The organism is Variimorphobacter sp. HTMS_6 (assembly GCF_059717775.1).
The window spans coordinates 531,310-546,307 of record NZ_AP046094.1 but is presented as its reverse complement, the minus strand read 5'-3'; the positions used below and the strand labels follow the sequence as shown (position 1 = coordinate 546,307).

General features: G+C 40.3%; 15 protein-coding genes and 1 riboswitch. Of the genes, 2 read left to right on the top strand and 13 right to left on the bottom strand.

What is annotated here, in order from left to right:
• Positions 1-97: 97 nt before the first annotated feature.
• Both AC6IWN_RS02430 and AC6IWN_RS02425 read left to right on the top strand, forming a co-directional pair.
• Entirely contained in the window at positions 98-679 is a 582-nt protein-coding gene (locus AC6IWN_RS02430) for a Crp/Fnr family transcriptional regulator (RefSeq protein WP_497990713.1), read from the top strand.
• A 16-nt stretch (positions 680-695) separates the two neighbouring features.
• Complete coding sequence (locus AC6IWN_RS02425; protein WP_497990711.1) at positions 696-1,745, top strand: SDR family NAD(P)-dependent oxidoreductase; 1,050 nt, start codon at positions 696-698, stop codon at positions 1,743-1,745.
• A 6-nt stretch (positions 1,746-1,751) separates the two neighbouring features.
• Here the strand turns inward: AC6IWN_RS02425 and cobI are convergent, their stop codons facing one another.
• The 13 genes from cobI to AC6IWN_RS02360 form a co-directional block, all read right to left on the bottom strand.
• Positions 1,752-2,450, bottom strand: a complete 699-nt coding sequence (gene cobI / locus AC6IWN_RS02420; protein ID WP_497990709.1) for a precorrin-2 C(20)-methyltransferase — start codon at positions 2,448-2,450, stop codon at positions 1,752-1,754.
• Positions 2,451-2,539: 89 nt separating this feature from the next.
• A complete protein-coding gene (locus AC6IWN_RS02415) occupies positions 2,540-3,331 on the bottom strand; it encodes a sirohydrochlorin cobaltochelatase (protein ID WP_497990707.1) in 792 nt (263 codons plus the stop codon).
• Positions 3,328-3,645: an energy-coupling factor ABC transporter substrate-binding protein gene (locus AC6IWN_RS02410; protein ID WP_497990705.1), complete on the bottom strand. Its 318-nt coding sequence runs from the start codon at positions 3,643-3,645 to the stop codon at positions 3,328-3,330. Before AC6IWN_RS02410 ends, AC6IWN_RS02415 begins: the two co-directional genes overlap by 4 nt.
• A 1-nt stretch (position 3,646) precedes the next feature.
• Positions 3,647-4,396 carry an energy-coupling factor ABC transporter permease gene (locus tag AC6IWN_RS02405; protein WP_497990703.1) on the bottom strand — a complete coding sequence of 250 codons (750 nt, stop codon included), beginning with the start codon at positions 4,394-4,396 and terminating at the stop codon, positions 3,647-3,649.
• 35 nt (positions 4,397-4,431) lie between these two features.
• Positions 4,432-5,253: an energy-coupling factor ABC transporter ATP-binding protein gene (locus AC6IWN_RS02400; protein ID WP_497990702.1), complete on the bottom strand. Its 822-nt coding sequence runs from the start codon at positions 5,251-5,253 to the stop codon at positions 4,432-4,434.
• Positions 5,250-6,044 (bottom strand): cobalt ECF transporter T component CbiQ, encoded by a 795-nt coding sequence (cbiQ, locus tag AC6IWN_RS02395; protein ID WP_497990700.1) that lies wholly within the window; start codon positions 6,042-6,044, stop codon positions 5,250-5,252. Before cbiQ ends, AC6IWN_RS02400 begins: the two co-directional genes overlap by 4 nt.
• A 269-nt stretch (positions 6,045-6,313) precedes the next feature.
• A complete protein-coding gene (gene cobK, locus AC6IWN_RS02390) occupies positions 6,314-8,431 on the bottom strand; it encodes a precorrin-6A reductase (protein ID WP_497990698.1) in 2,118 nt (705 codons plus the stop codon).
• Positions 8,428-9,159: a precorrin-3B C(17)-methyltransferase gene (gene cobJ / locus AC6IWN_RS02385; protein WP_497990697.1), complete on the bottom strand. Its 732-nt coding sequence runs from the start codon at positions 9,157-9,159 to the stop codon at positions 8,428-8,430. Before cobJ ends, cobK begins: the two co-directional genes overlap by 4 nt.
• Entirely contained in the window at positions 9,149-10,492 is a 1,344-nt protein-coding gene (locus AC6IWN_RS02380; protein ID WP_497990695.1) for a cobalt-precorrin 5A hydrolase, read from the bottom strand. Before AC6IWN_RS02380 ends, cobJ begins: the two co-directional genes overlap by 11 nt.
• Positions 10,489-11,247 carry a precorrin-4 C(11)-methyltransferase gene (gene cobM / locus AC6IWN_RS02375; RefSeq protein WP_497990693.1) on the bottom strand — a complete coding sequence of 253 codons (759 nt, stop codon included), beginning with the start codon at positions 11,245-11,247 and terminating at the stop codon, positions 10,489-10,491. The genes AC6IWN_RS02380 and cobM overlap by 4 nt, the downstream gene beginning before the upstream one ends.
• A 3-nt stretch (positions 11,248-11,250) precedes the next feature.
• Positions 11,251-12,378, bottom strand: coding sequence for a cobalt-precorrin-5B (C(1))-methyltransferase CbiD (gene cbiD / locus AC6IWN_RS02370; protein WP_497990691.1), 1,128 nt, complete (start codon positions 12,376-12,378; stop codon positions 11,251-11,253).
• Positions 12,379-12,390: 12 nt separating this feature from the next.
• Positions 12,391-13,026 (bottom strand): precorrin-8X methylmutase, encoded by a 636-nt coding sequence (locus AC6IWN_RS02365; RefSeq protein WP_497990690.1) that lies wholly within the window; start codon positions 13,024-13,026, stop codon positions 12,391-12,393.
• A gap of 138 nt (positions 13,027-13,164) precedes the next feature.
• Positions 13,165-13,360: riboswitch (cobalamin riboswitch) on the bottom strand.
• A gap of 66 nt (positions 13,361-13,426) precedes the next feature.
• Positions 13,427-14,809, bottom strand: coding sequence for an MATE family efflux transporter (locus tag AC6IWN_RS02360; protein ID WP_497990688.1), 1,383 nt, complete (start codon positions 14,807-14,809; stop codon positions 13,427-13,429).
• Positions 14,810-14,998: the final 189 nt, after the last annotated feature.

Below are 14,998 nucleotides of genomic sequence, written 5' to 3'. Positions count from 1 at the left end.
AAATTAAAAAACTTCTATAAACTTATCTTATGTTAATGCAGTTTTAAATTTTAGAAGTTACAATCATACTATCATAACAGTGAGGAGGAGAAAAAGGGTGAATGATAGAATTAATAAAATGATCAATCAGGTCATAAAAGAATACTCAAATTATGTAAATCCCGAGATTATAGATCGACTTTTCAACTTTGATCAAGTGATACACTATAAAAAGGGAGAAATAATACCGACAAATCACAAAGGCTACTTACTGCTCTCAGGCATTATACGGGGCTATTATTTGGATATTGAAGGAAATGATCTTACTCATATGTTTATATTTGAAGGGAACTTATATGGCTTTAACTTCATCACAACAGTTAAACCGCATGACTGTAATTTTGAAGCAATCGAAGAATGTACTGTGGTCGAAATAAATAGATCTGTTCTATTGGAGGAAATTCAAAATAACTCACGCCTTATGATGGCTTATGTCCACATGCTGGAAGAGGCACTAAAGAGGAAAATGCTTCGTGAAATTAATTTGGTAACAAAATCCGCTACAGAACGGTATCTGATTTTGAAAAACGACTATCCGGGTATTGATAAACGGGTCAGTCAAACACATATTGCTTCCTATCTAGGGATTACACCTGTCTCTTTAAGCCGTATTCGAAGGGTAATTCGTGAAGAAAACTAAAAAAGGAGAAATCAGAATGGAAAATACAACAAAGCAACAACCGATTAAGTCCAGATATGGTGCTAAAACTACAGCGATAGAAATAGCAAAAGAATATGATTTACGAGGAAAAAACGTCATTGTAACAGGTGGATATTCCGGAGTAGGCCTTGAAATTACTAGGGCGCTGGCAAAGGCTGGGGCAAACGTCTTGGTTCCTGTACGAAATATGGAGAAAGCACAGAAAACACTAAAAAATATTCCGAACATAGAGATAGATATCATGGATTTGATGAACTCGGAATCCATTGATGGTTTTGCAGATAAGTTCCTAGCCACAGGAAAACCTCTTCATATCCTTATTAATGATGCCGGAATCATGGCTCCACCATTAAAAAGAGATTCTCGTGGTTATGAATCACAATTTTCAACCAATCATTTGGGACATTTTCAACTTGTAGCTAAACTGTGGCCTGCTTTGGTGAAAGCAAAAGGCGCCAGAGTCGTAGCAGTTTCCTCCAGAGCACAGCGCTGGGGCGGTGTCAATTTTGAAGATCCCAATTATTTTACAAATGAATACATCCCAATGAAGGCTTATGCCCAATCAAAATCGGCAAATGTTCTGTTTGCCGTGGAGCTGGATCGTATTGGAAAAGATTATGGTGTCAGGTCATTTGCAGCGCATCCCGGGCTTGTTCCAACCACTAATCTTGGAATTTCCTCTCTTGAGAGAAAAGAGCCTGGTCTTAGAAAAAACATAACAAAAGCAATCCATGGTATCATGCGTTTTCTTCCCGTTATCCTTATTCTTAATCTCATGAAGAAATCAAAACCACATCACGTCGGTGATGAGTTTAAAAACAACCGACAAGGAGCTGCCACTCCTGTATGGTGCGCCATTAGTAAAGAACTGAATGGAATGGGTGGTGTCTATTGTGAAGACTGCAATATTGCCTATGCAGTCACCGATGATAAATCTCCTTATGGCGTTCTTCCTTGGGCAATTGATCCACAAAAAGCCACCAAGCTATGGACACTTAGTGAGGGATTAACAGGAGTTACTTTTCAACCAGACAAATATAGGTAAATTTCCTTAATTTCTCTCCTTTACAATCACCAGCGTCAGATAACCGCTATCTGGATTCAGTTGTTCGAGACCAACGGTTATCACTTCATTTTCCATACCACAATTTGAAACAGCGTAAACCTCTAGTTGTTCCGTATTCTTCTGTTCCGATAATACCTGTTTCAACACTGCCAGATTCTTACCCGACTTCATATATATTCTCGTCCCCTGTAGTTGCATGGTTTGTTTAATATCATAGGAGCCGGGTATAATATGTATCTCATCCGTATTATCGCCTAATGAGATACCCAGCGCGGCTGCGGCGGCACAAAAGGAAGGAATTCCGCTCACCATATGTGCCTTCCCTCCATTGCTTAACACTCTGGTGTGAATGTAATTATAAGTGGAATAGATGGAAGGGTCACCAATTACGAGAAATGCAACTGTTTTATTCTCGCTAAGATAATCCGAGGCTTTGTTGTAGATGTCATCATGTGCCTTGTTAAGAAGCTCCTTATCCTTAATCATCGGAAAAGGAAGACAGACTATCTCCTTTTCGTCAATCTGAGGATACACCTGTTTTACAATCTGATAGGAGTAGCAATCCTCCTTAGGATCTGTAGGAAGTACAATAACATCACTCTCACTAATGCACCTAAGTGCCTTCAATGTCATTAACTCGGGATCTCCAGGTCCAACTCCAATTCCATATACTTTGCCGTTCATTTTATGTCCAAACCTTTCTGAATAGATTAGTGTATTAATTGATTTTATCGTATTAATGAATTGATAAACATATATTATAACAACACGCTCTACTGCCTACTTCCTTCCATCGCTTCCCTAAGATGTTGTATATAGATATCACGTATACTTTCGTATTCTCCGATTCCCCTTAGTAAGCATTCCGGTTCATAACCCTCCTGCTTCAGTAGGCTTGCGAAAGAATCCTCTTCCCCTGCCATATCATTGGTGGCATGATCTCCGGCCACTAACATAAATGGTAAAAGAAGGATTCTGCCTTTCACCGAAGAGGCAGCCTTTAATCGTTCCACCACCGACTCAATTGTAACTTCACCCTCTACGGTCGCCATATAGTTTTCTTGATCCGAATAATTCCTAAGCTCTAATTCCAGCTTCTCATAACTTTTATCCGCTTCATGTGCAGAACCATGCCCCATCCAGATGACTGGGGACTCTCCGGCATACGCCATGATTTCCTCCCATAACGCTTTCGCTGTAAGTTCATAATCTTCATCGCTATCAAGCAGCACTCCCGCTGTTGTTATCTGTTCAAACAAAGTAGCACTCTCCTGTATGGACTGCTTCATCCGATTATTTTCAATTCCATCAATGATATGAGTTGGCAGTACTACTGCGTGAGTAATTCCCTCATCCCTCATCTGAAGCAATGCTTCCTTTGTATCGAGGATCTCTATTTGATCCCTCTTTTTTAATATACTTCGAACAGTATTACTAGAATACGCCTGGTATACCTTCCAATCAGGGAATTGTTCACTGACTGTATCTGCGATTTTTTCAATATTCTTTTCTCTGGTTTCTTGATATGTCGTTCCAAAGCTTACTATGAGAATTCCCTGTTTCATTCGTTCTTTTTACCATCCATCCATTTTTTTCGTTCCACAAACCGTCCCATGCAAAAGGCAAAGATACCGACACCAATTCCTGTTTGGAGACAGAAGAACAGGCTTTCCACTTCTCCCGGAAGCTCTCCATGAATCAGCCTTTCTAAGACTGGTGTAAACCAAGGCTCGTACTTACCGGTTATTTTTTCAATCATTACACTTCCTGCATCATCGGAGCCACCAAACTGAGCTCCCTTTAAAACAAAAAGTGGAACAAACGCAATTAATATAGCTACAACAATCAATATAAATACCGTTTTCTTACGCTTACTCATATTAGTTCTCCCCCTTATAAAATCCCAGTATTTTTAACTCTGATTTTGCATAGGTCTCCAATGCCATAATGATTAACACTGTAATTATCCCTTCTAAAATTGCAAGCGGAAGTTGGGTCGGTGCAAATACTCCGAGGAACTTCACCACGGATGCCGCCACCCCTCCATTCTCAGAGGGATAGGCTAACGCAAGCTGAACACTGGTTACGCAATATGTAAATAAATCTCCTAGAAATGCTGCTACAAATACAGATACCATTCGATTTATCTTCAGTTTCTTGCATAAATGATAGAGCCCAAAACTAAGTAGTGGTCCCGCTATTGCCATGGAAAATGTATTTGCTCCTAAGGTCGTCAAACCTCCATGAGCTAGCAATATTGCCTGAAACAGTAATACAATAATTCCAAGAATTCCAACCGCGGTGGGTCCAAATAGGATTGCTCCTAAGCCGGTTCCCGTCATATGGGAGCAGCTACCCGTAACGGATGGGATCTTTAGCGAGGATATCACAAAGATAAATGCTCCCGCCATTGCGAGCAAGGTAATATTCTTTCGATTCTCATTCAGTTTCTTTCTCAATGATAAAAATCCGGTAACCAAGAACGGAATACATAAAACGCCCCACGCAATGCAGTACTTTGGCGAAAGATATCCCTCCATTATGTGCATTGCATTCGCAACCGGAGTAATACTCATACTCACTGCTAGGATTGACAGTGCTACAAGAAGTTTTTTTTGTTTTGATGACATCTTCATTCCCCTTTTATATAATTGATTTTGCATATTTATAATAAATACTTAAATTCCTCAAGGCTTTTCGGATAAGGTGAATTCTCATCAATTAACCCTTTTTCCTTCAAGAGCTCATACATTTCCAAATATACTGGCTTTTTAAGATTCGCTTTATAAAGCATTTCCTCATTCAAAAATATATCCTCTGGCGTACCATCTCCAATTAATTCTCCGTCACGAAACACTAATATTCTTTGAGCAAAACGGTAAGCGAAATTCACATCATGTGTGGATATTATAAGTGTTTTCCCCAGCATCTCGAGTCTATCAAGAGTCTGCTCAAACATCTGCGCATTGACCGGATCCAGGGAGGACGTCGGTTCATCAAAGATAATCACTTCCGTATCCATCGCCAGAATATCTGCAATCGCTACCCGTTTTTTCTCCCCACCACTTAAGTAATGTGGTGGTCGCTGAGTTAGTTCTTCCAGCTTCATTTCCCGAATCGCCCTCATCGTCTTTTCTTCCACTTCATCCCTAGAAAGCTTCATGTTCATCGGTCCAAATGCCACTTCTGCCTTTACCGTGGATGCAATAATCTGGTTATCCGCATCCTGAAAGACAATTCCGATATTCCTTCGTAATTTATTTCTTGTTTTTTTCGTGATGCTTTCTCCACGGTAACTAATCTCACCGGACCTAGGTTCCCTCACACCATTTAAGTTTAGAAAAAATGTGGACTTACCGGCTCCATTCGCTCCAAGCACTGCGATTTTTTCACTCTTATATATCTTAACTGTAATGTTATTGAGTACTCTTTTGTTTTCCTCATAGGCATAAACCAAATTCTTAACTTCAAGAATCTCCTCACTCATCCGTATATCCTCCGTAAAATAATCACCATTAATATCACCCCTGCATATAAAAGTACAACCGCAAGCTGAAACAAGGAAAAACTTCTTCTCTCTTCCCAGAACAGGCAATTTCCCTCATACCCTCTGGCTTCCATCGCATCGTAATATATCTCTGACTTTTTAATAGACAGAATCAGCAAATTTGCCATCTCACTGCCAAAGGTTCGAAGGGAGGTTCTTAAATCAACATACCCAAGTCTTGATCTGGATGCATCCTTCTGCTTTTGATTGATATCAGAGAGTATGAAGATATAACGGTAAATCAGATGCATCAGTTCCAAGATGAGCACCGGAATCTTTATTTTGCGAAATACGGATATGATCTCTCCCATTGGGGTAGAAAGTGTAATCATATAAAGTGCACTGACTGCTCCAATCGCCTTCAAACCGGTATGGATTGCAAGTTCTAATCCATCCTTTGTCATGGATATATGTATCCCTAATAACTTCATCACAAAGAGGCTGTCATTTACATTAGTAAACGAGACTGCAATTGCCACGCCGCTCATCAAGATAAAGGTAAAAGGAAGTAACAACAGCCGAAGATAATCTGCAATTCTTATCCTTCCTATCCACACCGTAAGAATCGACATATATATTAATGTTGTGGCAGAAACGAATACAGAGTTAAAACCTATTACAATAACGAGTGCAACTACTCCGAAAGCTACTTTAAAGTAAGTATTCCAATCTCTTAGGGCTGATTGATAGGCATAGTAGTCAATGGATACCTGATTGTGCATTTTACTCATAATTTAGCCCCTTTCCTAACTAATACAGTACAGATTTTCTGTCAGTTCTCGTGTCAATTCTCGTGTCTGTTATCGTGTCAGTTATCATGTCAGTTCTTGTGTGACTTCTGTATTGTATTTTGCTTGAACATGACGATACAATTATAAGATAATGATTTAAATAACAAAAAATAATGTATAAAATGATTATTTAAAACATATAAGACATTCCAAGGTTAAATCTAATTTTCAGACTTTATAGCATTGCCTCATATTATCGTAGATCATTATTATTTCAGCTTAAATGAGAATGATATGATATACACCGGATTCTCTGCTTTCATAAGATGATATTCACCCGCTTTATGAGCTCTGCTCACCTGCATCTGAAGAATCTCCTCATTCTCAACTGGTAAGGTGGTCAGAAGTGTTGTCACTTCTCCGATGGTCTCTAGCGTAATCGCATTGATTACCACCCGCATACTGGAATTCCTCTGATAAAGTAATGTCAGTATTTCTTTCAAATTCCCTCCACTTCCACCAATAAAAGCATGGGTTGGCGCAGGAAGTTCCTCTAATGCTTTCGGTGCCTCCCCTTCCACGATAGTGATATTGGGAAGATCATATTGTTTACGATTCTCTTCAATCAGATGAATTGCTTCTAACTTTCGTTCAATTGCATAGACCTGAATACTATCACTCAATCTTGCACACTCCACTGCGATAGATCCCGTTCCGCTACCGATATCATAAAGAATTGCTTCTTTATGCAAGGCTAACTTACATATCGAAACTTCCCTTACTTCCTCTTTTGTCATCGGAACCTTACCCCGTTCAAATGCATCATCGGATAGCCCATGCGTTAGCGGCTTATTTAAAGGATTCGGGTTATATAGGTAACAGATATAAAGACCATCTTTCTCAAGCTTCGCACATTCCCACGGTGATATCTTGCTTATCTTTTCATCGGGATAAGAAAGTTGATAACCCGCATATACTTCAATATTCTCCATTCCATGTTGTGTTAACTGGTTCCCAATCCCTATCATATCCTTAAGACCGGATACCAGAAGAAATGTTTTTCTATTCGTTCTTACTGTATCAATTACATTTGCCTTTCTTCCATGGATACTGATTAGCTTACTATCTTGCCAACTAATTCCGAGTCTAGCAGCGAGATAGGATACGGAGGAGATTCCCGAACAAATGTTAAGCTTTGCCTCTAGTTTATCTTTCTTCAACTCCTCCATCAAAGCCTGATATAGCTTATCCGTTCCGCTATAAAAGCCGGTGTCTCCGGAGAATAAAATAGCTACGTTCTTAATAAAATTTTCGGCTACACGATCCGGATTCGATAATTTCTCTCTCAGGTACGGAATGATATCCTTAGCCAGATAATAAGGGACTTTCTCCACATAAGAATGTTGTGATTTCAATCCCTCCAACAAACGCGGTGCACCAAAGACGATATCTGCCATTTGCAACGCATCATATGCCTCTTTCGTTAATAACTCCTGATTGCCGGGCCCCATACCGATTAGATTAATTTCTAAACCTAATTTCGGGAAAGGATATGCTTCTTCTGATTCTTCACACCACAGTTTCACTCCAATTATTTGTTCAAGCTCCTCACACACTTCATCAAAGGTAAGTCCCTCTGTACTTTCCGGATTGCCAATCACCATCATCTGTATCCCGGAATTTTGAGCTGCTTGCAGCTTTTCGAAAAAGCCACCGGTTATTCCACTTTCTTTAGTTACGATACATTGAATTTGATATTCGTGAATCATCGCTTCGTTCATCGCTACCGAAAATGGCGCCTGTATTGCAAGGATCTGTCGACCAACCAATTTATTCTCCATACAGAGTGTGATACTTTCTAAACCGGGCAACACTCTTGCATATATTCTGGAGCGAACCTCTTCCTCCCTGCAATATATGGACAACTCCTTGCTTCCCGTTGTTAACAAGATATTACCTTCAATATTTCTTAACGCCAGTTCACACGACTCACTATTCGGAAAATAGGTAATATATGCTTCTTCTTTCTTCATTCGTGCCTCTACATTATTTGCGTCTGCGTTATTTCGAGCCACCTTTGTATCCCTTTTTAACCTCAGATACGGCAACGAACTATCAGCCATACTACTTTTAATATTTTCCGATACAACGGTAGCAAACGGATGAGTGGCATCAACAACTGCCGCATATTCACCAGAACAATTTATATCCTTCATCTCTTCCAATGACATTCTGCCCTGACGAACGGTAACTCCCTCCATCTTTCCCATAACAACAGAACCGTATTCTGTAGCAACACATACCGTGGAAGGTATTCCGCTATCCGATAATCGCTGTGCCAAGGTGCGTCCCTCTGTTGTACCTGAATATATTAAAATCTTCTTCATAGATGATATCCTCTTCGTGTAATCATTTTCCCACCCTCTTCATAGGTTTGAGAATTACCTATAAATACTGTAGTAAACATGTTAACTATGTGTTCCTTTAGTTCCCTCAGCGTACAGGTTACTGTTCTCGTGCCCTCTCTGCCGATATTCTCCACATACCCACAAACTCGCGTTTCCTCCATCTGTTCCAGAAGGATATCGCAGGCTTTGCTCAGATAATCCGCTCTCTTATGGCTGGAGGGATTATAGATAGCGATACAAAAGTCTCCTGCGGCAGCTGCCCTTAATCTCTTCTCGATCACTTCCCAGGGAGTTAATAAATCACTTAGGCTGATGACACAATAATCATGATTGATCGGTGCTCCAAGACATGCCGCTCCGCTGTTTGCAGCAGTAATACCGGGTATTATGGTTAGTTCACAGTCCGGATATTCCTTACCCACCTCATACATCAAAGATGCCATTCCGTATACTCCTGCGTCGCCGCTACAAATCATCGCTACCTTTTTCCCCTTTTGTGCCTCTTCAAAGCACATCCTACAACGCTCCACTTCTTTCTTCATCGGAGTGGACAAAAACTCTTTTTCAGAAAATCGATCTCCCAATAAGTTCAGATAAACGGTATATCCAATAATAACATCACTTTCTTCCAGAACCTGAAGTGCCTGTGGAGTCATCATCTCCTCAACACCGGGACCCATACCTACAACAACAATATTATGCTTCATCAAATCTTACACTCCATCTTTTCTCTGCGATTGCCACAGTCATTCCATTCTCTATTGTTTTCTTAATTTTAATGAAAGCTCCTTCACCACCGCAAACAACAGCAGCCCGTTCACATACATTATCCACCCCAACCTGTTCCTCTACAAAGGAAGAGGATAAAAAGCTTCCTTCCAGCTCATTCAATGTGATAGCGTCATATGTAAAAAACGGGAGATTATGATGCTTTGCCAGATCAATCATTCCTTCTTCCTCTTTCTTACGGTCAATGGATGCAATCGCATATACTCCCTCCCATAGAATTCCGGCCTGCTGCAATTGATTTGATATGAAGGCTTCGAGTTCTTCAAAGGTTTTTCCTTTTCTACATCCGATTCCGATTACAAAAGCCTTCGGACAAAGCAGCAAATCAGCATTCCGTTCATCCGTACTGTATGGGGATATTAATATGGATACCTTTTTGTCCGGAGCATATGGCTCCCAATTAAGTTCCTGCGGTAGTTGATTATTTTGTTCTTCCGATTGACCCACACGTGATATCGTAACCTTCTCACCCGCAAGAATCTTAGTGGAAACCTTCTCAATCCCTTCTCTATTTCTAATCCAAAGATTGTTCTTTTTTGCAAATACATCAACTGCAAATAGTCCGTTCACATCCGTTGCTGTTGTAATAACAGCCGTCGCTCCAATCCTCCCTGCAATCTCCTTTGACAGTTCATTTGCACCTCCGTAATGGCCTGAGAGTATCGGAATTACAAAGCTTCCTCCTTCATCAACCACGATCACCGGCGAATCTTTCAGCTTATCCTGTACAAATGGTGCAATGGCACGAACTGCTATTCCGCAAGCACCTATAAAGATTAGTGCATGGTGGTGTAAAAATTGTTTCTCTGTCCATTCACTGAGACTTTCCTTCACAAAAGGGATGGTCTCATCCTGTAAATTGACCAAAATCCCTTCTATATCTTCTCGTTCATTCTTAAAATGAAGCAATACATCTGTTGAGTTGTGATTATTTTCTGCCAATCGCTCAATAAATTTATTTGCGGGAAATGTTTCTATATCATTCTGATTCATATCGGACTTATGCTTGGTATAGAGCAAAATCTCCTCATATTCCTGAATCCATACGTTATCTATCAATACATTGTTTTGAATTTCGTTATTCCTTGTTAAGAGTTCTATGTTCTCATATGAAGGCTCACTGTCGCAAACAATATTATCTTTTTTTACTCTGGTTACTTCTTTCTGCAGCTTTGGTGTTTCTAGACATCTCTTTATTCTTATTGAAAGCTCCTTACCCCTATCTGTGAAACTGATTATGCTTATCTTCATATCCGTTTTCCCCGAAACTCTGTCTCAAAATCCGGTGCATAGAGTCTTGAACGTTTATAATTTTGATGTAATATTGCATTTCCAACAAGAATTAATGCTGTTTTTGTAATGTAATGTTCCTTAGCTGTTTGTTCCAAAGTATCCACCGTACAGATGTATGCCTCTTCCTCTGGCCATGTGGCTTTATAAATAATTGCGGCCGGAGTAGTTGGCATATATCCACCTGTAACTAATCGATGAGATAATTCCTTCAACATCCCGGTACTGAGATAGATAGCCATAGTCGCACCATGCGCAGCAAAGCTTTCTATACTTTCTCGCTCCGGCACTGGGGTTTTCCCCTCCATCCTGGTAATTATCAGGCTTTGGGAGATATCCGGTAAAGTATATTCCAGATTTAAGGAAGCTGCTGCGCCAAAGCAGGCGCTGACACCGGGACAGGTCTCATACTCGATGGAAAGTTCATCGAGTATATCCATCTGTTCCCTGATTGCTCCATACACACTGGGATCACCGGTATGAAGTCTTACGATGATTTTTCCAAGATGATTTGCTTCCTTAATTACCTCTATTACCTCTTCTAATGTCATCTTGGCACTATTGTGAATCTCACATTCTTTCTTTGCATATCCAAGTAATTCAGGATTAACCAGAGAACCGGCATAGATGATGACATCCGCTTTTTCCAATAATCTCATCCCTCTCACTGTGATTAAATCAACTGCACCGCTTCCCGCTCCGACAAAATACACCATAGCCTACTCTCCCATTTCCTTTATTCTATATAAAAGTTTCTCTGCTCCATTACTTTTTATCAACTCTCCATATTCATTCGAGTACATAATACATTCGATATGAATGTTACCTCCTCCACGTCTATTTAGATAGAAACATGCCTTATCTATCACTATTTCCATGGCTTTCTCCAGCCTTCCTGCTTCCATAAGAATTCGAATACCTTCCTCTGTGGTTGGTGCATTCAGTATCGCCTGTGCTTCGCTAACATTAATTCCAGCCTGGACTCCTGCCGATGCCATCAGCTCCATTCTGCAATCTCCTTCCTTGGAATGAGTATTCATCATTCCTCCGGAAAGTTTGATCAGTTTTCCGATATGTCCGGTCAGGAGCATCGACCTAATTCCTAATCCCACCGCCATATCAATCGTATCACCGATGTAATTACTGCATTTCACACTTTTATTCAAATCATATTGATACGTTCTCTTCATAAATTCCAGTCCGTAATTCCCTGGTGATACCGCAATCTCTTGATAACCCTCTGCTTTTTTTACATTCAGCTCCACTCGGATGGTATCTAATAATGCCTGACTGCTCATCGGCTCCACGATACCAGAAGTTCCAAGAATGGAGATTCCTCCAATGATTCCAAGCTTTGGATTGAAGGTTTTCTCCGCAAGCCTCTCTCCCTCTGGAACGGAAATCTCAATTACAAGCCCTCCTTTATAATCCACAAGCTCACATACTTCCCTAACTTCCCTGAGAATCATCTCTCTCGGAACATGATTAATTGCTGCATTTCCGATTGGCTGATCCAAACCCTTCTTTGTCACTCTACCGACACCAATTCCTCCGTCAATTAGGATCTCTTCACTTCTCTTCTCGTCCATAAGCTCTGTTCTTCCCATGGTAACGGTAGCAAAAACAAATGCCCCGGTCGTGATGTCCGGGTCATCCCCGCCGTCCTTTCTGACCGCGCAGCTGACTCTGGTTTCCTCTCTGGTAATCTCTTCTATCTGTGCTTCAAAAGGAATCCCCTTAGGAGTCTCGATTCGAATCGTTCTTTTCTCCTGACCGGTTAGGAGCATATATGCTGCTGCTTTTGAGGCTGCTGCTGCACAGCTTCCGGTTGTAAAACCATAACGCATATTAACCCTCATCTACCTTCCGAGTTCGTAGAGTAGTGCATTACAAATCGCTGCTGCGACGTTGCTTCCGCCCTTGCGCCCTCTGTTTACGATATATGGAATATCTGTTTTTAGGATTAATTCCTTCGCTGCGACCACATTAACAAAGCCTACCGGTACACCTATGACAAATGCCGGGCGAAAGATATTATTTTGTATCATCTCACTTAGCTGAATCAGTGCGGTGGGTGCATTACCAACCGCAAAAATTACCGGTTTCTGAATCTGAGCCGCCATCTCCATACTGACCGATGCTCTGGTAACATGCCTTTGCTTTGCAAGCTCAACCACCTTTGGATCTGCCATATAGCAATGGGCTTCCCCTCCAAATCGCGCCAAGACATTCTTATTAATTCCCGCCAACGCCATATTGGTGTCGGTTACGATATCAGCTCCATCTTTTATCAATTCCTTTGCTCTCTCAATCGCTCCCTCAGAAAATGCTAAAGTATGTGCATATTCAAAATCCGCGCTGGTATGTATTACTCGCTTTATAACTGGTTCCTGCTCAGGAATCAACGTAATATTCTGTTCCTTCAACTCTTCCGTTATAATCTCAAAACTCTTTCTTTCAATATCCTCTGGTAATACAAACTCTATTTGATCCATGGTTATCCTCTCTTTAAGTAATGAATTAATAATTCACAATGTCTTAGTAAATAAAAAACCTCCATGTCACAAGTGACATGGAGGCAAAAATAGACGTAGTAAGTCCTATTATCCGTTCCAAACCAGTTACTCGTGGCTGTAAATACTTCATTTAAGGCAGGTCTCCTGGCTAAAAGATCATCGTATACGGCAGCCTTCCCGATAAATTATCAGTGACTATATTTGCCGTAAACTCCCTTATCACAGTGACGAGTTCGTACAGGAATTGCACCTGTTTCCCTTTTCATCAGAACATAGCATAAGCTTTTCTGACACCTTAAATGTATTCAGTTATTGCATTCATTATATTATACCATTCTCACATATACAAGAACTTTATTATTATACTTTGAATCTGGAATCAACTATGCTTCGTGATTAAATCCCCATCCGGTTCAAGTCCTGAATTAATGTTTACTTGACTATGTATCTTCATTCGATAGTAATAAGCCGGAATCAAAGGAATCAAGGCAAAAACCCATGCAATCGGGTTCGCAAGACAGATTCCCATAAATCCCATCGGTTTTGTGAGAACAACAACCACTAACCCCCTAGCTAATAACTCAAAGATTCCTCCCATCATTGGCAGAAAACCATACCCCAGTCCCTGGAGAGCATTACGATAAACAAAGATTAACCCTAAAGGGATATAGAATCCTGCTACCGCGTAAAAATAAATCTGTGCCTTATCGACTACTTCGGCACTATTTCCCGGAACAAATAATTTAACTAATAAATCCCCGAATACAAGCACAGCCGTCATAGATATAAAACCACAGATAACTGTCAGAATAATACTTGCTTTTACTCCCTCTTTCACACGATCCATTCTCTGTGCACCGGTATTTTGCCCTACAAAAGTAGCCAAACTTGCACCAAGGGAGGGAAATGCCTGCACAATTATATTTTGTATCTTACCTGCTGCCGTAAATGCAGCGATATACACTGTTCCTAATCCATTCAATGCAACCTGAACCATCATCGTACCGATTGCTGTGATGGAGAATTGAAGCCCCATCGGTGCTCCCATACTGATTAAACGTCTCATACTTTTGAAAGAAAAATGAGCATCTTCTTTCTTTATTCTTAAAATCGAATACTTTTTCAACATATGAATCAAGCATAAAATCGATGCAAAAGCCTGTGATATTACAGTTGCGTATCCTGCCCCCTCAACTCCCATGGACAGTCCAGGAATAAACAGAAAATCAAGTGCAACATTCAGAACGGAAGAAAGCACTAAAAAATAAAGAGGTGTTTTACTATCTCCAAGTGCTCTTAAAATAGCTGCAAAGATATTATAAGCAACGGTTGCAGTTAATCCCATATAAATAATTGAGATAAATCGTTCGGTATCTGCAAATATCTCTTTGGGCGTATTCATAACTTCTAGTATCCATCTATTTGCCATCAATAATCCTACCGTCATTATTACTGCCATCCCAATGCAAAGATAGTATGACATTGCTACATTATGTTTCACACCCTCGGTATCGTCTGCACCAAAGCGTTGCGCAACAATAATTGAAAATCCTCCAGTCATTCCCATAATCCATCCGATTACCAAAAAGGTCAGTGATCCGGTGGAACCAACTGCTGCCAGAGCATTTACACCAAGATATTGCCCTACGATAACGGAATCAATTACGTAGTACAATTGCTGAACGATATTTCCGATAAAAATCGGGACTGTAAATCCGATTAGTAGTTTCATTGGGTTCCCTGTTGTCAAATCATTTGGCATAAAAAAAGCCTCCTTCTGTCTGTTCTTCTATGAATTGCAAAACATATTCCTTAAGCAATACGATATATCCAACAGTACTTATTCTATGCTTAATCTCGAATAAAACAATGTAGTCTTTTATTCTTATCCATGTTTTATACTGTAATATCCGACAAAAAGGAAGAATTCGCTTGTGAGATTCTCCCCCCA